Origin of the sequence: Rhodococcus koreensis (genome assembly GCF_017068375.1) — a bacterium.
Classification (GTDB): Bacteria; Actinomycetota; Actinomycetes; order Mycobacteriales; family Mycobacteriaceae; genus Rhodococcus_F; species Rhodococcus_F koreensis.
In genome coordinates this window covers 4,523,576-4,550,558 of the sequence record NZ_CP070609.1, presented here as the reverse complement: position 1 = coordinate 4,550,558, position 26,983 = coordinate 4,523,576, and the positions used below count along the sequence as shown (strand labels likewise).

Genomic DNA, 26,983 nt, shown 5'->3' with positions numbered 1-26,983 from the left:
GACGGGAGGCTAACCGACGGCGCCTCCGGTGCGAAGTCCGGCGATCGCGGTGTCGGTGAGGCCGAGTTCGCTGAGCACGGCGTCGGTGTGCTCACCGAGGGCGGGAACAGGTCCCATGGGCAGTTCGACATCGGTGAACGTCATCGGCGGCAGTACCGCTCGCACTGGCCCGGCGGCGGTGTCGACCTCCCGCCACCGGGCACGCTCGGACAGTTGAGGATGGTCGATGAGGTCTCTCATTCCGTTCAGGCGGGCGGCGGGCACGCCTGCCGCGGCGAGTCGTTTGTCCAGTTCCTCGGTGTCGAAACGGCGGGTGTGCTCGGCGACGACCTGGTCGGTTTCGGGTCGGTGCTCCACCCGCAGGATGTTGGTCGCGAACTTCGGATGCTCCGCAAGATCGGATCTGCCGAACACCTCGGTGACCAGCGCCCGCCAGCCGCGGTCGTTCTGCACCCCGATCAGGATCTGCCCATCAACGGTCGGGTACGCGTCGTACGGTGCGATCGAGGCGTGACTCAGACCCATCCGCTCGACTTGAGTGTCCTGGTACATCTGCAGGTACATGGGGTGCCCGAGCCATTCGACGGTCGCGTCGAACATGGACACATCCACCGCGGCCCCCACACCGGTGCGTTCGCGCCGAAACAGTGCTGCCTGCACCGCAGTCAGCGCATACATGCCGGCGGCGATGTCGGCGGCTGGAATTCCCGTCTTGGTTGCCGTCTCGGGGGTGCCGGTGATCGAGCACAAACCGGTCTCTGCCTGCACCAGCATGTCGTACGCCTTACGTGCCTGCAGTGGGCCTGCGGTGCCGTAGCCGGTCATGTTCACCACGATCAGTTCGGGGCGGTCGCGGCGCAAGGCGTCGGCGCCGAGACCGAGACGTTCCATCGCGCCGGGAGCAAAGTTCTGGACGACGACGTCGGCCCGGTCGAGGAGCCGACGTATCACCTCGAGCCCCTCCGCTGACTTCATGTCGACGCAGACCGACTCCTTGCCCCGGTTGAGCCACACGAAATGGGAGGCGAGGCCGTGCACGGCGGTGTCGTAGTTGCGGGCGAAATCGCCCTCCCCCACACGTTCGATCTTGATCACGCGGGCTCCGAGATCGGCCAGGTGCCGGGTGGCGATCGGGGCGGCCACCGCCTGCTCGAAGCTGACCACGGTGATCCCGTCGAGAGGAAGGTCCCGGCGCGCCGTCGAAGTCACAATTGAGGTCACGTGAAATTCTCCTGATGATGGACCGCACGCCGCAGACGGAGCGTTCGGTGCCGGCTACCCGGCATGGTGACTCCAGGATCGACCACCGCCCCACGACGCGGGTGTTCCAAAGCGGAACACCACAGAATCCGATCCGGGGAGCGCTGTGAGAGTCCGCTGAACGAGATCGCGGATTCACGGCGTTGCCGTGCCCTCTACCGGCGGAGGCGAGGACACCGGACTGACCGCCCCGCTATGCGGTGGTGACGTCGGGAGGGTCGGGAAGGTCGACGTCGAGAACGAAGTCGAGCCAGATCAGGGCATCGGAGAGCGTCTCCGCCCGCATGGTCACGTCGAATTGCTCGGCAGCGGTCAGCGACCGCTGCGCTTCGGCGAGATCCTCGGCGAGGAACGCCGACACCGTCCGCAGCACCCAACGCTCCGACGCCGAGAGGGCGTCTACGTCGACGAACCCGCCGTCCGTGAAGCGCAGGTCGAGGATGAACCTCTCCCCCGGTCGCGCGGCGCCCAAACGCGCGGTGACCACGCCGACGATGGCATCGACGACCCAGGCGAGCACGTCGCCGTACTCCGGTTGCTCTCCGACAGCCGGCGGTTCGGCGCACACCCGGGATATCTCGCCCGAGAACCGGACGACGTCGCGGTCACCGACCAGTTGCATCAGCCGGCCGCCGACTGCCGCGGCCGACGAACTGGTGGGGCTGCCCGCGTTCGATCCCATACTTCGAGAATGCCCGGTGCGGGGCACCGCCACACAGCGCGGTGGATCACTCCCAGTCGCCGGTATGGCCCCACCGGTCCCGGCCGCCCAAAGCTGACCGGTGGGGTCCACCGCCCGTGTAGCGGCGTCCGACGGAATTCGATTCGACGTCGGCGCGCTGCGTACGGGCACACCGCCCGATCCCTCGATGGGCGGACTCTCACCTCGGTCTGGAGGTGGCGAATTCGCGATTCGCTTCGCCTGCAACTGATTGGACGCTATCGCGAAATAAGGTAAAGCGCAAGTAAAGTTCCGTCGAGGGCTCGACGTTCCCGCCCCTGCCGGCCGGCGACGGCCTCAACCGACGGACCGAATCCGAACGGTGTAGTTTTGCTGTGGGCCTTATCCTCAGGGGACTCTGCGTGAGCACCGTCACGGCGGTCTGACACGGCCGAGAAATCTGCACGAAACATTCACGTTACGTTCCGTTCGTACAGTGTTGCCCCGACGCACCCCCACCTCATCCGCGGGGTACACGCGAGGGAGAAACACATGAGTGGGAATGCCGTCCGTCTGCAGGCGATCAAGGACGTCGAGGCCTACGTGCCCCCGGCCGTCAGTTTCGTCGACGACGAGAAGCCGGGCGAGATCTTCGGTCAGAACGTGTTCAGCAAGACCGTGATGCAGAAGCGTCTGCCGAAGTCGGTCTACAAGTCCGTCATCGCCACGATCGAGAAGGGCAAGCCTCTCGACCCGATGGTTGCCGACGCGGTCGCGTCGGCGATGAAGGACTGGGCACTCGAGAAGGGCGCCACGCACTACGCGCACGTCTTCTACCCCCTGACGGGCCTGACCGCGGAGAAGCACGACAGCTTCTTCGACCCGGTCGGTGACGGGTCGGCGCTCGCCGAATTCGCAGGTAAGACGCTCGTCCAGGGCGAGCCCGACGCGTCGAGCTTCCCCAACGGCGGGCTCCGCAACACGTTCGAGGCGCGTGGTTACACCGGGTGGGACGTCACCAGCCCGGCGTATGTGCTGGAGAACCCGAACGGCAACACCCTGTGCATTCCGACGGTGTTCGTGTCGATGACCGGGGACGCGCTCGACCACAAGACACCGCTGCTGCGGTCGCAGCAGGCGATGGGTGTCCACGCGGAACGCATCCTGACGCTCTTCGGCCACGACGACGTCGAGAACATCGTCTCGTTCTGCGGACCGGAACAGGAATACTTCCTCGTCGACCGGCACTTCTTCCTCGCCCGGCCGGACCTGCTCAACTCCGGCCGCACCCTGTTCGGCGCCAAGCCGCCCAAGGGCCAGGAGTTCGACGACCACTACTTCGGCGCCATCCCGGAGCGCGTTCTCGGCTTCATGATGGACACCGAACGTGAGCTGTTCAAGCTCGGCATTCCGGCGAAGACCAGGCACAACGAGGTCGCCCCCGGCCAGTTCGAGATCGCACCGATGTTCGAACGCGGCAACATCGCCGCCGACCACCAGCAACTGCTGATGACGACGCTCAAGACGATCGCCAAGAAGCACGGCATGGCCTGCCTGTTCCACGAGAAGCCGTTCGACGGTGTCAACGGGTCCGGCAAGCACGTCAACTTCTCGCTCGGCAATTCCGACCTCGGCAGCCTCCTCGTTCCCGGCGACAACCCGCACGACAACGCCCAGTTCCTCGTCTTCTGTGCTGCCGTCATCCGCGGGGTGCACAAGTACGGCGGCCTGCTCCGCGCCTCCGTCGCGTCGGCGACCAACGATCACCGTCTCGGCGCGAACGAGGCTCCCCCGGCCATCATCTCCGTCTTCCTCGGAGATCAGCTCGCCGGCGTGTTCGAGCAGATCGCGAAGGGTGCGGCCACCTCGTCGAAGGGGAAGGGCACCATGAAGATCGGTGTCGACACCCTGCCCGTGCTCCCGACCGATCCGGGCGACCGCAACCGCACGAGCCCGTTCGCCTTCACCGGCAACCGGTTCGAGTTCCGGGCGCCGGGTTCGATGCAGACCGTCAGCGGACCCATCGTCACGATCAACACGATCATGGCCGAGTCGCTCGACTACATCGCGACCGAACTCGAGACCGCGGTCGCGAACGGCACCGACTTCGACACCGCGGTGCAGAACCTGCTCACCGAGATCATCACCAACCACGGTGACGTCGTGTTCAACGGTGACGGGTACTCGGAGAACTGGCAGAACGAGGCGGCCGCGCGTGGACTGCCGAACCTGCGCACGACCCTCGACGCGTTGCCCGAACTGATCACCGAATCGGCGGTCGAACTGTTCGGCAAGTACCAGGTGTTCAACCACCGGGAGATGCACTCTCGCTACGAGATCGGTCTCGAACAGTACGCGCTGACGATCGGTGTGGAAGCACGGCTGACCCTGGAATTGGGACAGACGTCGATCCTCCCCGCCGCGATTCGCTACCAGACCGAGTTGGCGCAGAACGTTGCGGCGCTGAAGGCCGCAGGCGTGGACGCGGACCTGTCCGCGCTCGAAGCCGTGTCGGCACCCCTGACAAACCTCAGGGTCGCGCTCGCCGAGTTGAAGTCCGCGCTCACCGCTCAGGGTGAATCGGAGGCATTGGCGGAGGCAACGCATGCCAAGGACGCCCTCCTGCCCGCGATGGCTGCCGTTCGCGCAGCAGCAGACAGCCTCGAGGACATCGTGGCCGACGACCTCTGGCCGCTGCCCACGTACCAGGAGATGCTCTACGTCCTCTGACGGACTGGAGTAGATCTGCACGCAGACAGGTCCGGAACCTACGGCGGAAGCTGTGGGTTCCGGATCTGTCTGTCGGCTCACACCGCCCGGGTCTCTGGGTGTCTGTCAGTGGCGAGATGCGGCCAAGTCGCCGAGCGCTTCGACGGATTTCCAATCGACCACGGCTGCGCAGTTACGCCGTAGCAGCGCGAGAATCAGCTGGTTCACCACATCGTTGTCGGGGAGAACCGCGACCGCGGCGAGTGTGACGTAGAGGCCGCTGAGTAGCTGGATCCTGTAGTCGGCCGTCGCCTGCCCCTCGTCGTATCCGGAGGATTTCTCCGCGAACACGTCGATGTACGTCTTCAGCAATCGTGTTTCGTGTAGTCGGCGTTCGGCGACGTCGACACTGCCCGACATGAAGTACGCGAAGTCGTACATCGGATTGCGCAAGCCGGTGAACTGCCAATCCAGGAGCACGGCCGACACTCCCGCCTCCGACCTCTCGAAGAGAACATTGTCGACGCGAGGGTCGCCGTGAGTGAGTGTCAGGTGTTGCTGCGGCAGCCCGTACCAGGTGCGAACGAGTGCGACGGCATCTCGAACGGCGGCGAGGAAGTCCGGCGGGAGGTCCCCGGCGAAGCGAGTCAGCGCGGCCGCGGCCCCGCGTTCCGCCGCATCGCACCAGTAGTCGGAGACCTCGGACATGCGCACCAACCACGCTGGCGCTGCCTCGTCTGTCAGTGGGAAGAAGCTGGAGTGCAGGCGAGCGAGTTCCGCGACAAGGGATTCCGCCTCGGCCACACCACACCCCGCGGCTTGATTGCCGGGCGTCGTCGTTGCCGTCAAGTCCTCCAGGACGAGGTTGATGTTCGTCTCGTCGCCGGCCACCCAGAAGCACCGCGGAATCCGGCAAGCCTGTCGGCCACCGACTTCCCGGTAAGCGCCGATTTCGCGGTGGTATGCACCGCTCCGCAGTCCGTGCGCGTGCGCACCCGGTGCGCTCGGACGAAACTTCACCACGACCGCGGCGGGGGAACCCGATTCGGCTCGTGCGTACTCGATGCCGATTCGTACGGTGTCGCTCACGTTGCCTGCGCCGATCGGCTGCGCCGAGATCGACGCGACCTCGACCCCAGTGTGGCCTGCCTGCCGTAGCACGGACTGCACCCATGCGGTGTCGATCTCGGTGGCGACGTCGAGCACTCTGGGAGTCGGGTGATTCATGACCAGGACCCTTCGAAGTAGTTGGAGTTCCACACATCCGTGATGAGTCCCGCGGTCGCTTTGAAGACCTCGATTCCGCAGAGCCGCTCTCCGGTGGACAGGCGGATCGCGTTCCACGTCAGCGTCGCGAATTCCTCGTTGCCGGAGAGGTTGGTCACCTCAAATGTCGGCTGGTTCGACGCCAGGTCGGCACGAATGCGCTCGATTTGCTGATTCCGGCTGAGCGCGACGGTGTTACCCGCTTCGTGTCGAATGACCGGGTCTCCGCAGATTTCGTGGATGAGCTCGACCCGTTGCTTGTTGTAGATCTCGAACACATACTGTTCGACGAGTTCGACGGGGGTTCTCACCGGAGACTCCTGTACGTCTCGACGACCGGCTCGAGTTCTGCCGGGGTCGAGCAGTGCATGATGACACCGTCGACACCGAGATCGAGTTGGGCGGAGACCTTCTTCGCGCAGGCCTCGGCTGATCCTGTGGCGGCTGCGTCGAGCCACTCGGCGGGCAGCACTGTGCCGATGTGCTCGATCTCGGACGGGGTCGCCACCGCATCGCACCAGCCGTTCAATCCGGCGACCACCGGATCTTCTCGGAACCGCTGGAGCGCGTTGGGGTCCCAGTTGTTCGTCTTCACCATCAGGTCTCCGTACACCTGCAGGTAGGTGGCGAGTCTAGCCACGGTCTTCTTCAGTTGCAGTTCGACGGGCAGGTGATCGGGAACAGTTGCGTAGCAGGACCACACCTTGACCGCTGCGGGATCACGACCGGCCTTCTCCGCGGCGGTGCGGACCGCGTTCACACACCGCACGACAGTGTCGTCCGAGAAGTACGTGTGGAGAACGACGACGTCAGCGGCTCGCCCGGCCAGGGCCAGGGTCGCAGGCCCGAATGCGGTCAGCCCGATCGGAATGTTCTCGTCGAATGTCGGGTCGAGGCGCAGCGCCGGATAGTTTCCGGCCGGGCCGCTATGGCCCTCGACGGTCTCTCCCTTCCACAATCGGCGCATCAGACCGATGAAATCCTCCAGTTGCGCGGTGGTGACCGGCGGGAGGCCGAAGGCTTTCAGTTGCGGTGCCAGCCCACGACCGAGGCCGAGGACGAAGCGGCCGTTCGTCAGCCGGTGCATCGTCGTCGCCCATGCTGCTGTCACCATCGGGTGGCGGGTGTTGTGGTTGGTCGCAGCAGTGGCGATGTTCAGGCGTTCGGTCACCGCACCGGCCGCGCCCGTCAACGACCCGAGTTCCTTGACGTTGAACCGTTCGGAAAAGAACGCGGTGCCCAGGCCGAGACGCTCGGCCAGTGCCAGTTCGCCGTACATCTCTCGGGGAGACTCGACGTGTCCGCCGAGTGCGTAGAAGCCCAGTTCAGGCATCGAATCGTTCACTGAGTGTGCCTTTCGTGAGAACCGCAGTCGGGCGCCGACCTACCCACGGTTCACCGCGGCGAGTGGGTGGATCCCGATGTGGCGGGTGCCGTCGCGGTCCCGTGCATGTGTCAGGGAATTGGTGACCATGGACAGAAACAGGTCGTCACCGCGCTCCGTTCGTTCCACCAGCATCGCAGCCGCAACCCCGATGATGAAGTTGTGGAAGGTCGCGCACGCATAGTCCTGGACGAGACGTTCGAACGGATAGCCTTCGACCCCGAGGTCGACGAGTTCCGAGTGGTAGTGGAGGAGTAGTTCGTCCTCGTTCGCTCGACGTGTCGCGGCGTCCAGCGCGCCACCGATGAAGTAGGCGACGTCGACGACTCCCGGTGCGTACACCACTGTTTGCCAGTCCAGTACAACGAGCGGTACTTCTCCGCCGTGCGCGTCGAACAGAACGTTGTCGGGTCGGTAGTCTCCGTGCTGGACGGTGTAGGGCATCCTCTCCAGCGCCTGGTAGTACCCGGCGATGTTGTCGACGAATTCCTGCCCCAGTGCGATGTCGGCCTCGCTGAGCCGGCCGGCGTAGCGCTGACGGAATCCGTCGTACCATTCGGGCATCATCTCGGCGAATCGCTGCCAGTAGCTCGACGAGATGTCCATCCACGGGTTGCCCCTGAGTTCTTCGGAACCCCAGTAAGGCGCGTGGATCCGCGCGGCTTGTTCGACGGCGAGCCGCGTTTCGGCCACCGTGCAGCCGGTCAGCTGGTTTCCGGGACGTGCGGGAGTGAGATCCTCCAGGATGAGAACGAATTCGGTATTGTTCGAATCGATTTCGGCGTGGAAACAGGACGGGACGCGGACCTGGAGGTGCGGCGCGATCTCGGTGTAGAAGCCGACCTCACGGGCGTAGTTGAGCTCGCTGCGTCCGGCGGCGCGGCTCTGCTCGCTGTCGGAGGTCAGTTTCGCGACGAGCGACACGGGGCCGCTGCCAGGGTCGGAGTACGAGATCGTGATCTGATAGCTGTCGGCGACCAGACCTGTGCCTATCGGTTCGATTGCCGTGTCGGTCACCCGGTTACCGGAGGCGAGTATTCCCTTGTCGCGCAACACTCGATCCAGCCAGCTCGCGCAAATATCAGCTGCGTGCAATGTCTTCTCCTTATCGAGGGCCGGTACCGACTCAGATCTCGAGCACCGTCACGACACCTGTCGTGCCGTCGACCTCGATGAGTGCTCCGTTCGGGATGCGCTTGGTCGCGTCGGTGGCCGAGACGATGCACGGGATACCGATTTCCCGGCTGACGATCGCGGCGTGCGAGAACGGGGCTCCGACGTCGACGACCACCGCGGAGGCGGCGACGAACAGCGGTGTCCAGGACGGGTCGGTGATCGGGGCGATGAGGATCTCTCCGGGCTCGAGCGCGGAGGGGTCGTCGGGGGTGGTCAGGACCCGGGCGATGCCCCGGGCGGTGCCGGTGCAGCCGGACACGCCGACCACAGACTCGCCCGCGGCCAGCGCAGCACCGGCGGCGCCTGCGCGGAGCGACCAACCCTCTAGCGGCGGAACTTCCTCGGACACCACGAACGGCGGCTTGACGTCGAAGAGCGCGATGTAGCTCTTTTCCCGCTCGCGTACGATGTCGGTGAACGCAGCGGGATCGACGAGGTAGGCATCGAGTTCGTCGGCGAAGAGCATGAAGATCTGCTCCACGCTGTCGAGGGCTCCCGCCTCGACCCCGCGTCGGCCGAGCTCCCGTGCAGGAAGCCGGATTTCGTGGATCACCATGGCCGCCGTGGTGCGAGCGCGTTCGCGGCCGCGGAGCCAGAGAGCGGCGGCGGCGAGGGTTGCCTCGAACTGGGCGGAGGTCTCGGGATCCCCGGCGAGGAGCTCACGGACCACCGAAGCGGCGGCCTCGCGTTCCTCACTTCGGATGGCGCCCTTACCTTCCGGCGCCTCGTCGTCACCGACCCGCCGCATGCGGTCGACGGTGGCCAGCGCCAGTTCCGGTTTGACGCCCCATGTCTGGGCGCGGATCTCCCATTCCGCCGGGCCGCGGAAGTCCCAGTCCGACAGGAACGCGTCGAGATCGGTGCGGAACGCGGTGACGGCTGGGTCGGTGCTCGCCGACAGCCGGTCGTAGAGGCCGGGGACGCCCTCGTCGAACACGGCGGCCACCGCCGGATCCTGGGCGGTGCGGCTGAGGGTCCACATCCGCTTGGAGGGTCCGGTGGAGTCGACGTCACCGATGCCGCCGACCAGGGTGAGGGCGAGCTCGGGCCTGCCGACGGCGGCGGCGATCTGCGCGACGGCCCCCAGCCCGACACCCGATTTGAGGCTGGCCTCGATGTGGTGCTGGAACAGCGGCCGCAGGATGTAGTCGAAGGAGGTAATGCGCTCGCGCAACTGCTGATCGGTCAACGCGGACATGTCGGGCCGGTCGGCGCGGATCCGCACCACGTCCTGACGGTCGGCGTCGTACTCGGGCAGCCCGGTGGCCCCGATGACCTCCTCGACCAGCCAGGCGCCGGCGCGCTCGGCGAACTCCGGGTTCTCGTCGAAGTCCCGCTTCTCGCTCTCGTAGCTGGGAATCCCGGGCATGTCACCGAAGTACTGCAGATCGACCGCCTCCGGTGACATCCCCGGCACACGGACGCCGAACAGCCGCATCAGCGACATGTTGATGTACAGGTAGCTGCCGAAGGCCGGGAGGATGTTGTAGTCGACCGTGGCGTCGTAGAGGTCGTGGCCCCAGACCTTGCATGCGACGAAGGCGTCCCGCCAGCCCGGTTCGAGATTGTGCTGGAATCCGGCGGAGGCGTTCAACGGACTGATCGGGTCGGGGAAGATCTCCCCGACGTTCGCGCGGGAGTACAGGGGAAACACCTTCGACACAGTGTCGTTGATGGGCCACTCAGCCATGCGATGCCTTCTTTCAGACAAATGTTTGGAGTGCCGGTTTCATTCCGGAACGATGCACGTCGCCTTTCGTGTTAGCGACTGTGAATTCACATTCTTATGTGAGTGGCGTCACTCTGTCAAGATTCCCTGGCCTTGACCGACCTCACGTCTGACGAGTTTCCACGTTTGCCGGTAGACAAAAGTGTGAATACTGCGTCACAATCCTTGGATACGAGGTCTGAGCTGGCGTCTGGTTTGTGGAGGTCGGCAGGGAAGGAGAGCGCTCACATGCGCATTTTGGTCACCAACGACGACGGCATCGACGCACCCGGACTGCATGCGGTGGCGACAGCTCTGGCAACCGAGGGGTACGAGATCACCATCGCCGCGCCGCGCGGCGAGTGCAGCGGCAGCGGCTCTTCGCTGGGCACCCTCGAGCACGGAGCGGAGATCGCCTACACGGAGCGCCGCTTCGAGCACCTGCCGGGAGTGCAGGCGCTCAGCTTCGACGCCCCGCCCGCATTTGCGGTGTTCGCGGCGTGCGCGGGGGTGTTCGGCCCTCCGCCGGACCTGGTCGTCAGCGGCATCAATCCGGGCCCGAACACCGGCCGGATGATTCTGAATTCGAGTACGGTGGCGGCCGCGCTGACCGCGTCGACCCTCGGCGTCCGCGGTCTCGCCGTCAGCTGCGGGTTTCCGCCGGAGCACCGATTCGACACCGCCGGCCGCATCGCGGTGTCGGCGGCACAGTGGATGCTCGCCCACAGCGCCCACCGTGCCGTGCTGAACGTCAATGTGCCCGATCTCGACATCAGTGAGGTCAAGGGCGTGCGGATGGCGCCGCTGGCACCGCGAGGACTGCTCGGCTTGACCTTCGACAAGACCCCGGACACGGTGCGGCTGTTGCGATTCGCCAATACCGAACGCCTCGGCACCGGAACCGACTCCGCTCTCGTGCGTGACGGCTACGTGTCGATCAGCGCCATTTCGGCCGTGGCGGCCAACTCCGAGGGCTCAGGCGTCGCGGCGCACGTCGAGGCGTGCCTGCCGTTCCCGGTGGCCGCCGAGTCCTAGGCGCAGGATTTTCCTGCGCTGCACCGTATATCGAACGCAGAAGGGTCGGGCCGGTCATCGACCGGCCCGACCCTTCTGCGTGTTGTGCGCTTGGTCAGCCTTCGTCGGCAGCGCCCCGGGTCCGCCCGGCGCTGAGGATGAGGTCTTCGTGCAGTTCCATCCAGATGTCGTGGTAGCTGTCGTACATCGGCCGCGCGAACGAGGCGTTGTCGCCGCCGCGGATGCGGTCGAGCGCCGCGGAGAGGCGCGGCAGGTAGCGACCGAACCGCGGCAGCGCATCGACCAGTTCCGGGAGCGACGCCCGCAGTTGCTCGTCGGTCTGCGCCAGCGCGCCGACGACCTCGCCGTCGTAGGTCGGGTCGCCGTGATCGTTGGGGGTGTCGTCGCTGCGCATCTGCCAGCGCTGACACACCATCTTGAAGTCGGAGTTGATCGGCAGGAATCGGTCGTAGAAGGCTGTCAGTGCGGTGGCCGCGGCGGTGGTGGCCGGATCCTGTGCGAGTAGCCGCAGATGCTCGGCCTTGCCCGCGGGGGTCAGCATCGCTCCCGGCATCCGGCCCTCCCGGCGCACCACCAGACCCTGCTCGACGAGCGGATCCAGGGCTGCCGGCAGGTCCTCGACGGGCACGCCCGACAGGGCGCTGAGCACGTTGTCGTTGGCCAGTCCCTTCACGCGGAGCGAATGCAGGACGTCGAAGGTGTGTTGATCTTGCTGGGCGTGAACCATGTCTGGCTCCTGTTCGGGTGAGCGGTGGTCAGATTGTGTCTTCGTCAGGAATTCGCGAAATAGTGCGAGCGCAGGGCCTTCTTGTTGAGTTTTCCGGTGGGCAGCCGCGGCAGGCGGTCGACGAAGTCGATCGAGCGGGGCGCTTTGAAGGTCGCCAGGCAGCCGCGGCAGTAATCGATGAGGTCGGCGGCGGTGGTGGCGTCACCCGGTACACCCTCGCGCAATTCCACCATCGCCTTGACCTGTTCCCCGAATTCCGGGTCGGGGATGCCGAATACCGCAGCGTCGACGACATCGGGATGGCGCACCAGGGCGGCCTCGATCTCCTCGGGGTAGATGTTGACCCCGCCGGAGATGATCATGAAACTTTCCCGCCCGGCGAGGTAGAGGAATCCGTCCTCGTCGAGGTAGCCGCGGTCGCCCATGCTTTTCCAGCCGGCACTCGTCGCGGTGTCTCCCGCGTTGACGTAGGCCGCCGCGGCCGGCGGTTCGAACCAGACCTTGCCGATCTCACCCGTCGGCAGCGGGGTGCCCGCGTCGTCGGTGACGTGCACACGGGTGCCGCCGAGGGGTCGGCCGACCGACCCGGGGTGGTCGGCGGATTCGGCCGCGGAGATGTACGTGTGCCCGTAGCCCTCGGAGGCGCCGTAGTACTCGTGCAGGACGGGCCCCCACCACGCGTTGATCTGTTCCTTGACCTCCACCGGGCAGGGCGCGCCGGAGGTGACGGCGGTGGTGTGCGTCGGCGACAGCGCGATGGCGCTCCTGTCGGGCAGGGCGAGGATGCGCAGCAGCATCGTCGGCACCCACTGCGAGTGGGTGACCCCGTGGGCGGCGATCGCCGTCATGGCCGCGGACGCGTCGAAGCGTTCCATACACACGACCGTGCCGCCGGCGGCCATCGTCATCAGCTGGAAGGTGAACGGCGCCGCGTGGTAGTTCGGGGCGGGCGAGAGCAGCACCGTGTCCGAGTCGATGCCGAGTTTCAGGGCGAGGCCCGCGTGACGGGTGGGGGCGTCCGCGGGATGGATGTCCAGCAATTTCTGCCGGAACGCCTTCGGACGGCCGGTGGTGCCGCCGCTGTAGAGGACGCGGGCGCCGAAGCGCTCGTCCGCGATGGGAGTCCTCGGGTGGTTCGCGATCGCCGCGGCGAGGTGCTCGACCCCGGGAGCAGGATCGGTGCACAGGGTCAGCGCGGTGTGCCCGCCGGGAAGGGCGTCGGCGACCGCTCCGGCGAGCGAGCCGCTGGTGACGACCGCGGCCGGTGTCGCTTCGGCGAGGAGCGCGGCGAGTTCGGCGGCGCCGAGGTGCCAGTTCACCGGTGTGACATACAGGCCCGCGCGCATTCCGGCCGCGACCACCACCGGCCATTCGATCCGGTTCTCCATCACCAGGACGATGGAATCGCCTGCTGTCACGCCTCTGCTGCGCAGGAGATGGGCGAGCTGGTTGGACTGCTCGTCGAGCTGCCGGTAGGTGAGCGAAGAACCGGAGGCGGCCATCACGAACGCGAGAGAATCAGGATGCTCGGTGGCGATTGCGGGTGGGTACACGTGACCTCTTTTTGTGAATTGTTCGTCACTATCTAGGTCAGGCTACAAGCGATTTGACTCGTCTTACAAGGGGTATTTGCAAATCCGGCGATTTGTGCTTTAGTGACACCAATGTCACAAACGAACGTGACCGTGACGGGAGACATCCAAATGACCACCAGCAGTGGTATCGACCTGATGGACCTGCGGGCATTCGCCTCCGGCTACGCGGACGAGATCTTCGCGCAGTTGCGCAACGAGGACCCTCTGCACTGGAACGAGGAACCGAACGGCCCGGGATTCTGGTCGGTGACTCGATACGCCGACGTCAAAGCAGTTGCCGCGGACCACGACACGTTCACCGTCACCCAGGGGACGCAGATCGCGAGCAGGCGCGCCGAAGGCGAAGGCGCCCGCAGCATTCACCACGTCGACCCACCGGAGCACGGTCCGCTGCGCAAGATCGTCACCCCGCACGTGCGACCCGCCAAGGTGAAGGCCCTCGTCCCGGACATCGAGGCGGTGATCGACGACCTGCTGAACAAGGCCGTCGGCGCGGGGCCGATCGACCTGGTCGCGAACATCTCCGCCCAACTGCCACTGGTGATGATCGGTCGACTGCTCGGCGCCCCGCTCGAGGACTGCCCGAACCTGCTGCGGTGGACGAACCAGATGGCCTCGGAGGACCCCGACTACTCCGCGGGCCCCGAGACCGCCGTGCGCGCCCGCGACGAGGTGTTCGCCTACTTCCGGGCCCTCGAGACCGAGCGTCGGGCCTGCCCGGCCGACGACCTGGTCAGCGTGCTGACCGCCGCCGAACTCGACGGGGTCCCGCTCAGCCGAGGTTACCTCGACGCCTACTACCTGATCCTGATGGTCGCCGGGAACGAAACCACTCGGAACCTGCTGTCGGGCGGTGTGCTCGCCCTGCACGAGAACCCGCAATGGTGGGACGTTCTGCGCGAGAATCCGGGCAAGATCCGCTCCGCGGTCGAAGAGATGGTGCGTTGGGTGTCGCCGGTGCTGTCGATGCGGCGCACCGCCACCCGGGACGTCGAGATACACGGCAAGACCGTGAAGGCCGGCGACAAGGTCGTCATGTGGTTCTGTTCCGCGAACCGGGACGAGCGGGTGTTCGAGGAGCCGGACACGTTCCGGGCCGATCGGTTCCCGAACGAGCACCTGGGTTTCGGGTGGGGCGATCACGCCTGCCTCGGCGCCAACCTCGCCCGCCTCGAGGCGAAGCTGTTCTTCACCAAGCTCGTCGAACGCGGCATCGACATCGACGTGGCCGATTCCCCGAAGCGACTGCAGAGCAACTTCTTCCGCGGCATCAAGACCCTGCCCGTGCGATTGGAGCCGCGCAATGGCTGACACCTTCGACCGGGCCGGTTGTCTGATCGACGGCGACTGGTTCGTGCCGGCCGGGCCGGTGATCGAGGTGATCGACCCGTTCACCGAGTCCGTGATGGGTGAGGTCGTCGACGCCGGATCCGAGGTCGTCGACGACGCCGTGCGGTCGGCCGCAGCAGCCCATCCGGCGTGGCGGCGCACCGACGTCGCCGAGCGGGCGGAGTTGCTCGACCGTGCCGCGGATCTGCTCACCCGTGACGGCTCGGCGATCGCGGCACTGGTCAGCCGGGAAATGGGTATGCCGATCTCGCTCGCGGAGGTCACACAGGCCCAGCTCCCCGCCGACGTGCTGCGGGCCACCGCCCGCACCGCCCGCGACTTCCCGTGGTCGCAGGACATCGACGGGGCCACCCTGGTCCGACGCGGCAGCGGGGTCGTCGGCGCGATCACGCCGTGGAACATGCCGGTCCATCAGATCGTCGCCAAGGTCTCGGCCGCACTCGCCGCCGGATCGACCGTGGTGCTCAAGGCGTCGGAGATGACCCCGTACGACGCGAACGCGCTCGCCGCGCTGTTCCTCGAGGCGGGATTTCCGGCCGGGGTGTTCAACGTCGTGACCGGAACCGGTGCGGTCACCGGAGCCGCACTGGCCGCGCACCCGGGCCTCGCGCACGTCTCGTTCACCGGCAGCGTCGTCGCCGGCCGCACGGTGGCCTCCCTGGCGGCGCAGACGTTGACCCGCTGCACCCTCGAACTCGGCGGAAAGTCACCTGCCGTGGTGCTGCCGGACGCGGACCTCGAGACCGCGCTCACCGGGGTCGTCACATCCGGTCTGGTCAACTCCGGTCAGGCCTGCAACGCCACCACCCGCCTGCTGATCCCGGAACACCTCGCCGCCGACTCCGTCGACATCATCGAAGATGCAGTCGCGCAGCAGGTCCTGGGTAATCCCGCGGACCCCCGGACGCGGCAGGGGCCGCTCGTCTCGGCGCGCCAACGTGAGCGCGTCCTCGACCACATCGGTGACGCCGTCGCCGCCGGCGGGCACCTGCTCACCGGCACGGGCAAGCCGTCGGAGGCGTCCCCGACCGGGTACTTCGTCGATCCCACCGTCATCACCGGACTGCCCGAGGACGCCCGGGCCATCCGTGAGGAGATCTTCGGCCCCGTCATCGCCGTGCAGATCTACACCGATGTCGACGACGCCGTCCGCATCGCCAACGACTGCGCGTACGGGTTGTCCGCGGAGGTGTGGTCGGGCGACGTCGAGCGCGCCCGCGCCGTCGCCGGACGGCTCGACGTCGGCCAGGTCAAGATCAACGGCGTCCGCACCCGCAATCGGCCCACAGTTCCCTTCGGTGGCGTCAAGAATTCCGGCTACGGCCGCGAACTCGGCCACCTCGGCATCGAGGAGTTCACCGACGTGACGGCGGTAATGTCATGACCGGCAACACTTTCAGCGGAAACATCGTCGTCACCGGCGCGGCATCGGGGATCGGACTCGCCCTCGCCGACCAGTTGAGCTCGGCAGGCGCCACGGTCTACGCCCTCGACCGGCGCGACTGCCCGATCGGACCGGCGCGCACCCTGCTGTGCGACCTCTCCGACCCCGGCTCGATCAGCGACGCCGTCGCGGCCCTCCCCGGTGAGGTCACCGGGCTGGCGAACGTCGCCGGTGTCCCGGGCACCGCTGCCGCGCAGACCGTGCTGGCGGTCAATCTTCTCGGGGCGCGCCTGCTCACCGAACTTCTGCTCCCCCGCATGACTGCGGGAGCGGCGATCGTCAACGTCGCCTCCGTCGCCGCGTACCGCAACACCGAATCCCCGGAGTCGATCGACGAACTGCTGCGGGTCCGCGACCGCGCGGACCTGCACGCCTGGTTGCGTGACCACCCCGTCAAGGGGCCCGCCGCCTACGACACCTCCAAACGCGCCCTCGTCGACTGGACGCAACTGCTGTCGGCGAAACTGACGGCACGCCACATCCGGGCGCTGTCGGTCAGCCCCGGACCGGTCGAGACACCGATCCTCGCCGACTTCGAAGCCAGCATGGGCGCCGACGCGATGGCACGATCCCACGACGCGGTCGGCAGACACGGCTACCCCCATGAGATCGGCGCGGTCGTCGCGTTCGCCCTCTCCCCCGCCGCGTCGTGGCTCAACGGCATCGACATCCCGGTCGAAGGTGGCCTGTTCGCCACCCGTGCGGCCGCCAAATCCCCCGTTTTCGAAGGACTCTCGCTATGACCTCCTCCAGCAGTCCGGCCGAGCACGTCATCACCCTCGACGGCACCCACCCCAGCACCCGCGAGGTACTCGGCGGCAAGGCCTACAGCGTCAACAAGATGCGGGCGATGGGACTGCCGGTCCCCCCGGCGTTCGCGCTGCCCACCGGTGTCTGCGCGGTCTACCACGACAACGGCCGATCCCTGCCGGACGAGATCTGGCAGCAGGTCCTCGAACACCTGCGACGACTCGAAACGGAGACCGGCCGCCGGTTCGGCGCCGGTCCGTCCCCGCTGCTGGTGTCCGTTCGGTCCGGCGCCGCGCAGTCCATGCCGGGCATGATGGACACCGTCCTCAACCTCGGCCTGACCCCCGAACTGTGTGAGGCGCTCGCCGCCGAGACCGGCGATCAGCGGTGGGCGACGGACACCTGGCAGCGGTTCTGTCACAGTTACGCCGACATCGTCGCCGGCGACCCCGGTGCCGCGCCGCCGAGCGATCCGCTCGACCAGTTGCGATCGGCGATCGGCGCCGTCTTCGATTCCTGGACCAACGAGCGTGTGAAGGCGTATCGCGCCCGGCACAACCTCGGCGCCGGCGCCGGAACCGCAGTCACCGTGCAGGCCATGGTGTTCGGCAACCGCGACGAACGGTCCGGGACCGGGGTGCTGTTCAGCCGGGATCCGGCCACCGGCGAGAACACTCTCTACGGCGAATGGCTGGCGAAGGCGCAGGGCGAGGACGTCGTGTCCGGGGAGAAGACCCCGAACCCGCTCGTCACCGTCGGCGACATCCTGCCCGACGTGTACCCGGAACTCGAGCGCATCGCCGAGGTCCTCGAACGTGAGCACCGCGACCTGGTCGACATCGAGTTCACCGTCGAAAGCGGCCGGTTGTACGTCCTGCAGTGCCGGGCCGGGAAGCGTGCTCCGCGCGCCGCGGTCCGGATCGCCGTCGACCTCGTCCGCGAAGGTCTCATCACGGCCGACGAGGCGGTCTCCCGCGTCTCGGCCGAGCAGGCCGCGAGCCTGGCGAAAACGCAGGCGGTGCACGCCGACCGGACGGTCCTGGCCGGCGGCCTCGGCGCCGGCCCCGGTGTCGCCGTCGGGCAGGCCGTCAGCGACCTCGACCAGGCCCTCGACCTCGCCGCGGCCGGCACACCCGTCGTGCTCGTTCGCCCCTCCACCGCTCCGGACGACGTGCCCGCGATGTTCGAATCGGTCGCCGTCGTCACCGAACTCGGCGGCAGCACCTCCCACGCGGCGCTGGTGTGCCGGGAGATCGGGCTGCCGTGCGTCGTCGGCGCCGGAGTCGGCACCGTCGCGAAACTGACCGGGCTGACGGTGACCGTCGACGGCACCACCGGCGCGGTCTACGAGGGCGACGCCCTGCACACCCCCGACGAGGGCGACGTCGACGAGTACCTCACCGAACTCCTCGGCTACCTGCCCGACACCGTCCCGGTGGATCATCCGCTCGCACAGTTGCGCTCTGCGCACCTGGAACGGGCATAACACGAGGTCAGGACGATGCGACATCCACGGTCAGTGATATCTTGTTCGCAAACTCGGGCGACGGAGAGGGGGCGGCGATGACCACACAGCGACAGGTCCCACCGCGCACGCTCGACGACGTCTACACGCACGTCGGCCTCGTCGAACCCGGCGCGGCCACCCCGAAACGTCCCAACCGCCGCGGGGAGCTCACCCGGGAACGCATCGTGCAGGCCGCCATCGAATGCTTCAGCGAGTACGGGTACACCCGCACCCGGGTCTCCGACATCACCCACCGCGCGAAGACCGCGCAGGGAAACTTCTACCGGCACTTCACCGACCTCGACGACGTCTTCCTCGCCGCCATGCACACCGGGCTCCAGGAATTGTCCGAGGCCACCAGCCGCAAGACGACCACCAGCGGCGAACTCGAAGCGCTGATCGAGGTCAACAGCACCTACCTGCACGCCTACTCCCGGCACCGGCACATCCTGCGACTGCTGCGTGAAGCTGCCGCCGCCAGCGCCAACGAGGGTTTTCAGCAGCTGTGGCTGCAACTGCGTGACGACTTCATCGCACGCACCCGCCGCTGGCTGGAGAAACTGCACGACCGCGGGGAGATCGGGGACACCAACCTCGACCTGCTCGCCGAGTCGCTCGGCTGCATGACCGAGCAGATGGCCTACGTGCACGTCGGTCTCCCCGCCTCGACCCCCAAACGCGAACGCATCGACGAACTCGGCCGCGCCCTCGGTGAGGTCTGGTTCCGGGCGCTGCCCCCGGCCGCGTCGCCGTCCGAGCACTGACGGCGTTCCACCGGTTTCGTTCGGCCGCCGACGGCCGGAACGTGTCGCTTCCCCATCCTGAGCTGCAACGAAAGACGCACCCATGACCAACGTCGCACCCGATTCTCTCGGCTACACCGTCCGTGTCGCCGACGTCATCGCCGAGACACCCGACGCCTCCTCCCTCGTCATCGACGTCCCGCAGGAGATCGCCGACAGGTTCGCGTACCGGCCCGGGCAATTCCTCACCATCCGGATCCCCAGCGAACGCACCGGTTCGGTGGCGCGTTGCTATTCGATCGCCAGCTCGCCCACCACCGACGACCGGATCAAGGTGACGGTCAAACGCACCGTCGACGGATACGGCTCGAACTGGCTGTGCGACAACATCACCGCGGGCGACGACGTGCATGTGCTGCCACCGTCGGGCACGTTCACCCCGCACAGTCTCGACGGCGACTTCCAGCTGTTCGCCGCCGGCAGCGGCGTCACCCCGGTGATGTCGATCCTCAAGTCCGTGCTGGCGTCCACGACCGGCACCGTGTCCCTGTACTACGCCAACCGGGACCGGGAATCGATCATCTTCGACGCCGAACTCGCCGACCTCGCCAAGAAGCACGCAGACCGGCTCACCGTCGAGCACCGACTCGAGAGCGAGGCGGGGCTACCGACCCCGGACAATCTCACCCAATTCGCCGACGGCGGCCAGGACGGCACCGTCTTCGTCTGCGGACCCGCACCCTTCATGGCCATGGTCAAGGAGACGCTGACCAGCATCGGGTACGACCGGCACCGGATTCACATCGAGGAATTCCGGTCCCTCGACGGCGACCCCTTTGCGCCGATCAAGCAGGTCACCGCCGACGCCGCCGCGTCGTCGACCGTGGACGTCACCCTGGACGGCGACACCCACACCCTGTCCTGGCCGGCCGACGCAACCCTGATCGACGTGATGGTGGGCGCCGGGATCGACGCCCCGTACTCCTGCCGCGAAGGCGAATGCGGATCCTGCGCCTGCACCCTCCTGGAAGGGACCGTCGATCCCGGGGTCACCGACGCCCTCGATCCCGACGACGTCGCCGACGGCTACATCCTCGGCTGCCAGGCGAAGCCGACCAGTCCCACGCTGAAGATCGAATTCTGAAGCGTCCGGTTGCCGGGCTGATTCAGCCGCGGAGCTGATCGGGCAATGAGCGGGTGATGATCTGCTGAGCCTCGGTAAGGATCGAGTCCACTACCTCCTCGCAGCTGCCGATGTCGTGGATCAGGCCCTGAGCCTGACCGGCCCACCACATGCCGCCTTCGACGTCTCCGTTGCCGTACACCTGCTCGCGGCCGCGGACACCGCTGGCCAAGTGGGCGATGTCGTCGAACGTGGCACCCGGTCGCCGCGACAGTGTGGCGATTTCTTCGGACACCGAGTTGCGGGCGACACGGGCGGAGTTGTGGAACTCGCGGAAGACGATGACGGTGTCGCGTTCGGTGTTGTCGACGATCTGTTGTTTGACGTTGTGATGGATGGGCGCCTCGGTGGTCGCCATGAATCGGGTGCCCATGTTCACCGCCGACGCTCCCAGCGCGAGGGCGGCGACAAGTCCGGCGCCGGTGGCGAGTCCGCCGCTGGCGATGATCGGGATCGACAGTGCCCGGGCCGCAGCGGGGATCAGCACGAGCCCGGGAACGTCGTCCTCACCGGGGTGCCCGGCGCACTCGAAGCCGTCGATGCTGATCGCGTCGACGCCGAGTTGCTCGGCCTTGACGGCGTGCCTCACCGAGACCGCCTTGTGGATCACCTTGACACCCGCGGCTTTGAAGGTGGGCAGGTGTGGGGTCGGGTTGCCCCCGGCGGTTTCGACGATGGTGATGCCGCTGTCGACGATGGCGTCGCGGTATTCGTCGTAGGGCACCGGCTGGATGGTCGGCAGGATGGTCAGGTTGACGCCGAACGGTTTGTCGGTGAGGTCGCGGCAGCGGGCGATCTCCTTGACCAACGCTTCGGGGGTCGGTTGGGTCAGGGCGGTGAGGAATCCGAGCGCCCCGGCGTTGGCCACCGCGCCGATCAGGTCTGCGGTGCCGACGGCGGTCATGCCGCCGCACACGATGGGGTGTTCGATCCCGAAGGTCTCGGTGAAGGTGTTGGTGAACATGCGCTTCCTCGTTCTTCTGTTCGGGGACTGGTCTAGCGCTGCCGGCTCAGGCTCGCCAGTACGGCCTTCGCCGCGCGCTCGCCCGACGTGGCTGCGTCGGCGAGCGACGGCAGATCGAGCTGGTAGTCGCCGGCGAGGTAGATGGTGCCGAGCGGATCACGCAACGTCGGAAGCGAGTTCCTCCGCCCGGGCGCCCAGAAGGGCACGACCCGATGGTGCTTCCGCACGATGCCCTCGCCCAGCTTCCCTTCCAGCTCGGGGAACACTGCGAGCAGGTCCTGCCGGTATCGCGACACGATCTCCTCGTCGGGGAGGTCGAACAACGCGTCGGCGTGAGCGCCGCCGGCGAAACAGGCCAGTGCTCCACCGGGCTTGCGGTCGTCGCCGTTCCGCATCGCCGCGGCGTGGTTGAACATCGCCTGGAACGACAGTTGCGGCGTCGAGACAGCGAAGTACTCGTCCCAGCGTTGCGGCCCGACTTCGTCGGTGAAGAATCCGACGATCACGTACCGGCCGTAGGTGATGTCGTCGAACGCATTCCGGTGCTGCTGCGGGAGGTCCGGGATGATCCGCTCGGCGATATCGGCGGGTGCGGTCACGATCGCGCGCTTCGCCCGCAGCCGCACCGGTCGGTCACCGTCGTGGTAGTCGACGACCACGCCGTCACCGTCGCGCCGCACCGAGTGCACCGCCGAGTTCAGCCGGATCCGGTCACCGAGATCCTCCGCCAGCACGTCGGTCAGCGTTTGGTTGCCACCCACCGGCAGCGAGAAGTTCGGGATCTTCTCCGGGTCGGCCAGTGCGAGGCCGACCGACGTGACGAACTGGGTGGCGGCCGTCTCCTCCACCTCGCATCCCATCCACTGCGCCGACCACGACCGGACGACGTCGGCGGCCAGCTTCGACCGGACGCCCTTCAGTAGGTACGACGCCAGCTTGGTGTCGAGGTTGGCGCGAACCCGTTGTGCAATACGGCTCTGCGACTCCAGGAACGGCGTGACCGCGAGGATGCGTGCACCGACGATGGCCATGCCGATTCGGTCCATCAGGGTCATCCGCGTGCGGAACATGAGTGCGACGGGATTCGAGGTGTCGATCACCTCGCCGTTCAGGTACAGCGCGACGCTCTTGCCTGCGAGCGAGCCCATCTCGATGCCGTGCCGGTCGAGGGCATCGATCAGTGTGCCTGTGCCCTCGGTGAACTGAGTGCCGACGTTGATCCAGTAGTCGCCCTTCCGGACGGTCTCGACTCGGCCGCCCACGCGGTCGGTGGATTCGAGCACGACTACGTCGGTCTCGGGCGACAGCGACGTCGCCGCCGTCAAACCCGCCATTCCGGCGCCGACGACGACCACCTCGGTGGTCTCTTCCTGTACGTGCGTTGTCATTTCGGTTCCTGACTCTCGAAAACTATGGGCCTCGCTACTGCGGCGGTCAGGGCGCGGATCAAGCCGTGACCGGGGCGCCGCCGCTGACGGCCTGAGCGTCGACGCGCTTGTTGTGGGCGTCGAACGCCCGGTACGCACGGAAGTACGTGAACATCTGCAGGCCCCACGTGGACAGCGCGAAGATGTAGAAGATCGTGTGCTCCGCGTCGTCGCCCGGAATGTGGACGAAGTCGTAGGTCGAGGCGATGACGAATCCGCAAGCGGTGGCGAGGGCGACCGACATGGCGTGACCGTGCTCGCCGATACCCCACAGGCGCTTGACGAAGTAGATCAGGAACAACGTGGTGAGCACGTTGACAACGATGAAGAAGATCTTGGCGGGGGTGCCGATGTGGTACTGGTACCCGAGGAGGAGGAAGCCCACCACCGCGGCGAGTGCAAACGCGCCGATGTCCACCGCGACGGACGGCTTGTATCGGTGGGTGACCTTCATCAGCCCCAGAACCAGGATCAGCGTGATGCCGACCGACCGGGAGAAGGCGTCCAGAAAGGCTGCGCCGGTGTACATCGGACTGTCGTGACCGGCCTTCAGGATGCCGTAGACGAGGAAGTTCGAACCCGACGTTGCAACGATGATCCACTCGAGGCCGAGCAGGTAGTTCTTGTAGTTCCGGATGAACTTGATCCCGTATGTGAATCCGACGGCGATCATCCAGATGTCCGCTACCGCGAAGAGCAGTTCTCGGATGGACATGATTTTCTCCTTGGAGGGTGGCTTACGCCGATGGTTATTTCGTGAGGGCTGCCAGGCGATCCGAGGCACGGTCGGCGAGCCAGGCCGCGTGCAGCGCCGGGCCGCTGACGAAGCTGGGCCAGAAGCGCTTCCGGCCGTGCCAGATCGCGGCCAGGTCGTCGTGTAAGGGCGCGCCGCCGATGCGGTCCGCGAGCAGGTGGCCCACGTACTGTGCCTGGGCGAAGCCGTGGCCGTTGCAGGCGAGCGAGTAGAGCACGTTGTCGGAGGCCTCGCCGGCGACGGGAAGCCACGTGGAGCTCATGCCGATCCAGCCGCCCCAGGCCTTCTGCGGTTCGATGTCGCGCAGGCCGGGGAAGCGGTCGCGGAATCCGCGGACGAGGTCGTCGGCGACGTTCCGGGCAGGGGTGCGGTCCGGCAGCGGATTCCGCCCGGTCTGCACGCGGCGGGTGCCGAACACGATCGTGCCCCGTGGGGTCACACGGTAGCTCTCGATGATCATGTGCAGCGTGACCATCGGGGCACGGCTGGTCCAGCCGATCTCGTCGAGTCGCTCGGGCGCAACGGGTTCCGTCTCGACCAGCGATGTCCACACCGGGGTGGCGAGGTTCTTCGGCGCGCTGGAAAGGCCTGCGCTGTAAGCGTTGGTGGTCAGCAGCGCCTTGCGCGCCCGAACCCGTCCGTCCGGAGTTTCGACGGTGACCCCGCCGCCGGTGTCCGTAACGTCGCGGGCGGGGGTGTGCTCGTAGACGCGCACACCGGACGCGATCGTCGCGGCCCGCAGGCCGAGGACGAATTCACCCGGGTTGAGGGTCCCACCGACGCCCTCGCGCATTCCGCCGAGGAAGCCGTCCGGAAGGCCCGCCTCGCGGCCCTCGACGAATTCGGCCGACGATCCGGCCTCGGCCATGACCTTCGCGTTGCGGCGCGCATGCCGGAGCTGCCCCTTGGACACGGCGGCCATCACGATGCCGGCCTGCTCGTAGCCGCAGTCGATCCCGTGGTGGGCGATGGCGTCCTCGGCGAAGTGCACCGCGTTCTCGGCGTACCGGTAGAGGTCGCGCAGCCGCTCGCTCTTCAGCAGAAAGCCCAGCAACTCCGGATCGGCGGCAATCGAATTCGTGACGTATCCGGCGTTGCGGGAGCTGGCGCCCCAACCGAGGGTCTGCGTCTCGAGGAGCACCACGTCGACGCCCTTCTCGGCGAGGCGGAGTGCGGCCGACATGCCGCCCCCGCCGCCGCCGATCACCACCACGTCGCAGTCGATGTCACCGGTCAGGGGTTGTTCGGCGGTGGCGGGCGTTGCGGCCCAACCGGTGTCGTAGATCAGCTCCATGGTTACGCCTCCGTCTCGTCTGCGGGAATGACCGCGGTGCCGCGAGCGCGCACCGCGACCAGTGGCGGCTCCAGGACGTGCGAGCTGCCCGTGTCGTCGGAGACGCGGCAGATCACCCGAAGCTCGAAATCCACCGTGCGACTGCGATTTCCCTTCTTCACCAGCGTGGCCTCGGCCTCGACGACATCACCGCCACGAACAGCGGCGAGGAACTCGACGGACGAGTAGCCGGCGAACAGGCCCTCGTGACCGTCCAGCTCGATCGACAGGTTCGTGCCGACGTCCCCGAAAAGTTTCAGGGCGTAGGCGCCGTCGACCAGATTGCCCGCGTAGTGCGCATCGGAGAAGGCGACATAGCGCCGGTGGACCGCCTTACTCATGAAATCTCCTGATGGATCGCGCCGAGGTGGCGGGACTCTGCCTCACCGTCGATCTCGACGCCGGGGTAGCCGCGCTTGGCGATCTCGGTGCACATCCGGCGGTACTTGCCGACACCGCCGACGTAGCCCATGAACGTGTTGGGTTTGCCCTCGACGTTGGAGCCGCGGTACCAGGAGTCGGTGGTGGCGTACAGCGTCTGGGCGACGGTCTCCTCGGTGATGTCGACCCAGTCGTTCTGACCCTCGACGGTGGTCTCGACGAGCGTCGCTCCGGAGTCGCGGGCGTGCTCGATGAGGTCGGCGATCCAGTCGACGGCCTGCTCGATGGTCATCACCACGTTGCTGGCGAGCGCGGGGCTCTGGGGGCCGCCGACCATGAAGAAGTTGGGGAAGTCCGTGGTCATCATCCCGAGGTAGGTCCGGACACCGTCGCGCCAGGCCTCCTGCAGCTTCGTGCCGGACGCACCGGTGAGACCGAGCCCGTACAGCGGGCCGGTGAAGGCGTCGAACCCGATGGCGAGCACGACGGCATCCGCCTCGTACGTGCCCTCCGATGTGACGATCGCGTTCGCGGTCATCGTCTCCAGCGGCTCGTCGCGCAGCGACACCAGCGACACGTTCGGCCGGTTGTAGGTCTCGTAGTAGTCGGTACCGAAGACACTGCGCTTGGCGCCCAGCGGGTGGTACCTGGGCACCAGTAGCTCGGCGGTGGACGGATCCTCGACGATCTCGCGGATCTTGTCGTGGAGAAATTCCGAGGCGGTCCGGTTCGCCTCGGCGTCGGTGAGGAGGTCGGCGAACTCGGCGCCGACGCCCTGGAAGCCGCTGCGCTCGTACGCCGCCTCGTAGCGCCGCCGGCGCTCCTCCTCCGACACGTCGAAGGCCTTGTCGGCCACTGGGCGGTCGGGGATGCCGCCGGGCGAGTGCCGGCACTCCTCACGGATCGCCGGGTAGTCGACCTTGATGGATTCGATCTGCTCCGTGGACAGTTCGGTGTTGCGGGCAGGCATCACGTAATTCGGGGTGCGCTGGAACACCGTGACGTGCTCCGCGACCTCCGCGATCAGTGGGATGGCCTGCACGCCCGAAGATCCGGTGCCGATCACGGCGACCCGCTTGCCCTCGAGGTCGTCGAGCGAGATGTTCCACCTGCTGGTGGACACCTGGAGTCCGGTGAAGTTCCCGAGGCCCGGCACGTCGAAGTCCTTGGGGGTGGACAGGCCACCCGCACCCGAGATCAGGTAGCGGCTACGTCGGGTCTCGCCGTTGTCCAGCCGCACCTCCCACAACCGGTCGGCCGCGTTCCACGTCGCGCCGACCACGCGGGTGTCGAAGGTGAAGTGCTTGCGCAGGTCGAAGCGGTCGGCGACGTGTTCGATGTAGCCGAGGATTTCGGCCTGCGGCGCGAATCGCTGGCTCCACGTCCATTCCTGCTGGAGTGCCTCGTCGAACGAGTAGGAGTAGTAGATGCTCTCGACGTCGCAGCGGGCGCCCGGATAGGTGTTCCAGAACCAGGTGCCGCCGACGCTGGGTCCGGCCTCGAAACCCGCGAAGGTCCACCCGGCGTTCGTGAGCCGGTGCGAGAGGTAGAGGCCGGAGAAGCCGGCACCGACGCCGATGACATCGACGATCCCGCTGGCTGAGGTGGAGGTGGAGTTCATGCTGT

The 26,983-nt window shown here is 66.9% G+C and carries 23 protein-coding genes; 8 read left to right on the top strand and 15 right to left on the bottom strand.

All coding sequences use genetic code 11. The annotated features are described in order from the left end of the window. Positions 1-9 precede the first annotated feature (9 nt). Together JWS14_RS20800 and JWS14_RS20795 are read right to left on the bottom strand one after the other, a co-directional pair. Positions 10-1,221 carry a CaiB/BaiF CoA transferase family protein gene (locus tag JWS14_RS20800; RefSeq protein ID WP_072943646.1) on the bottom strand — a complete coding sequence of 404 codons (1,212 nt, stop codon included), beginning with the start codon at positions 1,219-1,221 and terminating at the stop codon, positions 10-12. Between the two features lie 232 nt (positions 1,222-1,453). After that, the gene (locus JWS14_RS20795; RefSeq protein ID WP_072943648.1) at positions 1,454-1,942 is read right to left on the bottom strand and encodes a hypothetical protein; all 489 of its coding nucleotides are present in this window, start codon (positions 1,940-1,942) and stop codon (positions 1,454-1,456) included. Between the two features lie 531 nt (positions 1,943-2,473). Here JWS14_RS20795 and JWS14_RS20790 point away from each other — a divergent pair. Continuing rightward, positions 2,474-4,651 carry a glutamine synthetase III family protein gene (locus JWS14_RS20790; RefSeq protein ID WP_095865576.1) on the top strand — a complete coding sequence of 726 codons (2,178 nt, stop codon included), beginning with the start codon at positions 2,474-2,476 and terminating at the stop codon, positions 4,649-4,651. Between the two features lie 105 nt (positions 4,652-4,756). On the opposite strand, the gene JWS14_RS20785 is transcribed toward JWS14_RS20790, so the two are convergent. The 5 genes from JWS14_RS20785 to JWS14_RS20765 all read right to left on the bottom strand — a co-directional run bounded on the left by JWS14_RS20785 (position 4,757) and on the right by JWS14_RS20765 (position 10,146). Then, the gene (locus JWS14_RS20785) at positions 4,757-5,857 is read right to left on the bottom strand and encodes a phosphotransferase (protein ID WP_072943651.1); all 1,101 of its coding nucleotides are present in this window, start codon (positions 5,855-5,857) and stop codon (positions 4,757-4,759) included. Continuing rightward, a complete protein-coding gene (locus tag JWS14_RS20780; protein WP_072943653.1) occupies positions 5,854-6,207 on the bottom strand; it encodes a hypothetical protein in 354 nt (117 codons plus the stop codon). The genes JWS14_RS20785 and JWS14_RS20780 overlap by 4 nt, the downstream gene beginning before the upstream one ends. Then, positions 6,204-7,229 (bottom strand): TIGR03857 family LLM class F420-dependent oxidoreductase, encoded by a 1,026-nt coding sequence (locus JWS14_RS20775; protein ID WP_095865696.1) that lies wholly within the window; start codon positions 7,227-7,229, stop codon positions 6,204-6,206. The genes JWS14_RS20780 and JWS14_RS20775 overlap by 4 nt, the downstream gene beginning before the upstream one ends. Positions 7,230-7,280: 51 nt before the next feature. Next, positions 7,281-8,297: a phosphotransferase gene (locus JWS14_RS20770; protein ID WP_338051190.1), complete on the bottom strand. Its 1,017-nt coding sequence runs from the start codon at positions 8,295-8,297 to the stop codon at positions 7,281-7,283. 109 nt (positions 8,298-8,406) lie between these two features. Beyond that, the gene (locus tag JWS14_RS20765) at positions 8,407-10,146 is read right to left on the bottom strand and encodes a PEP-utilizing enzyme (protein ID WP_095865573.1); all 1,740 of its coding nucleotides are present in this window, start codon (positions 10,144-10,146) and stop codon (positions 8,407-8,409) included. Positions 10,147-10,413: 267 nt separating this feature from the next. On the opposite strand from JWS14_RS20765, the gene surE reads away from it, so the two are divergent. Next, the gene (surE, locus tag JWS14_RS20760) at positions 10,414-11,199 is read left to right on the top strand and encodes a 5'/3'-nucleotidase SurE (RefSeq protein WP_072943659.1); all 786 of its coding nucleotides are present in this window, start codon (positions 10,414-10,416) and stop codon (positions 11,197-11,199) included. Positions 11,200-11,293: 94 nt separating this feature from the next. Here surE and JWS14_RS20755 read toward each other — a convergent pair whose 3' ends face one another. Both JWS14_RS20755 and JWS14_RS20750 read right to left on the bottom strand, forming a co-directional pair. Further along, complete coding sequence (locus JWS14_RS20755) at positions 11,294-11,926, bottom strand: hypothetical protein (protein ID WP_095865572.1); 633 nt, start codon at positions 11,924-11,926, stop codon at positions 11,294-11,296. 44 nt (positions 11,927-11,970) lie between these two features. Next, positions 11,971-13,479: an AMP-binding protein gene (locus JWS14_RS20750; RefSeq protein ID WP_072943663.1), complete on the bottom strand. Its 1,509-nt coding sequence runs from the start codon at positions 13,477-13,479 to the stop codon at positions 11,971-11,973. 150 nt (positions 13,480-13,629) lie between these two features. Here JWS14_RS20750 and JWS14_RS20745 point away from each other — a divergent pair, with 150 nt between their 5' ends. From JWS14_RS20745 to JWS14_RS20720, 6 genes are all read left to right on the top strand, one after another. Continuing rightward, positions 13,630-14,832, top strand: coding sequence for a cytochrome P450 (locus JWS14_RS20745; protein WP_095865571.1), 1,203 nt, complete (start codon positions 13,630-13,632; stop codon positions 14,830-14,832). Further along, positions 14,825-16,255 (top strand): aldehyde dehydrogenase family protein, encoded by a 1,431-nt coding sequence (locus tag JWS14_RS20740; protein ID WP_072943665.1) that lies wholly within the window; start codon positions 14,825-14,827, stop codon positions 16,253-16,255. The genes JWS14_RS20745 and JWS14_RS20740 overlap by 8 nt, the downstream gene beginning before the upstream one ends. After that, on the top strand, positions 16,252-17,058 hold the full coding sequence (locus JWS14_RS20735; RefSeq protein WP_206014235.1) for a coniferyl-alcohol dehydrogenase: 807 nt from the start codon (positions 16,252-16,254) through the stop codon (positions 17,056-17,058). Before JWS14_RS20740 ends, JWS14_RS20735 begins: the two co-directional genes overlap by 4 nt. Beyond that, a complete protein-coding gene (locus JWS14_RS20730) occupies positions 17,055-18,551 on the top strand; it encodes a pyruvate, phosphate dikinase (protein ID WP_206014234.1) in 1,497 nt (498 codons plus the stop codon). The genes JWS14_RS20735 and JWS14_RS20730 overlap by 4 nt, the downstream gene beginning before the upstream one ends. Positions 18,552-18,628: 77 nt before the next feature. Then, positions 18,629-19,336 (top strand): TetR/AcrR family transcriptional regulator, encoded by a 708-nt coding sequence (locus tag JWS14_RS20725; protein WP_206014232.1) that lies wholly within the window; start codon positions 18,629-18,631, stop codon positions 19,334-19,336. 82 nt (positions 19,337-19,418) lie between these two features. Beyond that, positions 19,419-20,459: a ferredoxin--NADP reductase gene (locus JWS14_RS20720; protein ID WP_206014231.1), complete on the top strand. Its 1,041-nt coding sequence runs from the start codon at positions 19,419-19,421 to the stop codon at positions 20,457-20,459. A 22-nt stretch (positions 20,460-20,481) separates the two neighbouring features. Here JWS14_RS20720 and JWS14_RS20715 read toward each other — a convergent pair whose 3' ends face one another. The 6 genes from JWS14_RS20715 to JWS14_RS20690 are packed head-to-tail and all read right to left on the bottom strand — an operon-like array spanning position 20,482 to position 26,978. Beyond that, the gene (locus tag JWS14_RS20715; protein WP_206014230.1) at positions 20,482-21,462 is read right to left on the bottom strand and encodes an NAD(P)H-dependent flavin oxidoreductase; all 981 of its coding nucleotides are present in this window, start codon (positions 21,460-21,462) and stop codon (positions 20,482-20,484) included. Between the two features lie 32 nt (positions 21,463-21,494). Further along, a complete protein-coding gene (locus JWS14_RS20710; RefSeq protein WP_072943676.1) occupies positions 21,495-22,850 on the bottom strand; it encodes a flavin monoamine oxidase family protein in 1,356 nt (451 codons plus the stop codon). A gap of 58 nt (positions 22,851-22,908) precedes the next feature. Beyond that, positions 22,909-23,604, bottom strand: coding sequence for a transporter (locus JWS14_RS20705; RefSeq protein WP_206014228.1), 696 nt, complete (start codon positions 23,602-23,604; stop codon positions 22,909-22,911). A 34-nt stretch (positions 23,605-23,638) separates the two neighbouring features. Beyond that, the gene (locus JWS14_RS20700) at positions 23,639-24,937 is read right to left on the bottom strand and encodes an NAD(P)/FAD-dependent oxidoreductase (RefSeq protein ID WP_206014227.1); all 1,299 of its coding nucleotides are present in this window, start codon (positions 24,935-24,937) and stop codon (positions 23,639-23,641) included. A 2-nt stretch (positions 24,938-24,939) separates the two neighbouring features. Then, positions 24,940-25,317: a hotdog fold domain-containing protein gene (locus JWS14_RS20695; RefSeq protein WP_072943681.1), complete on the bottom strand. Its 378-nt coding sequence runs from the start codon at positions 25,315-25,317 to the stop codon at positions 24,940-24,942. Further along, entirely contained in the window at positions 25,314-26,978 is a 1,665-nt protein-coding gene (locus JWS14_RS20690) for a flavin-containing monooxygenase (protein WP_206014225.1), read from the bottom strand. The genes JWS14_RS20695 and JWS14_RS20690 overlap by 4 nt, the downstream gene beginning before the upstream one ends. Positions 26,979-26,983: the final 5 nt, after the last annotated feature.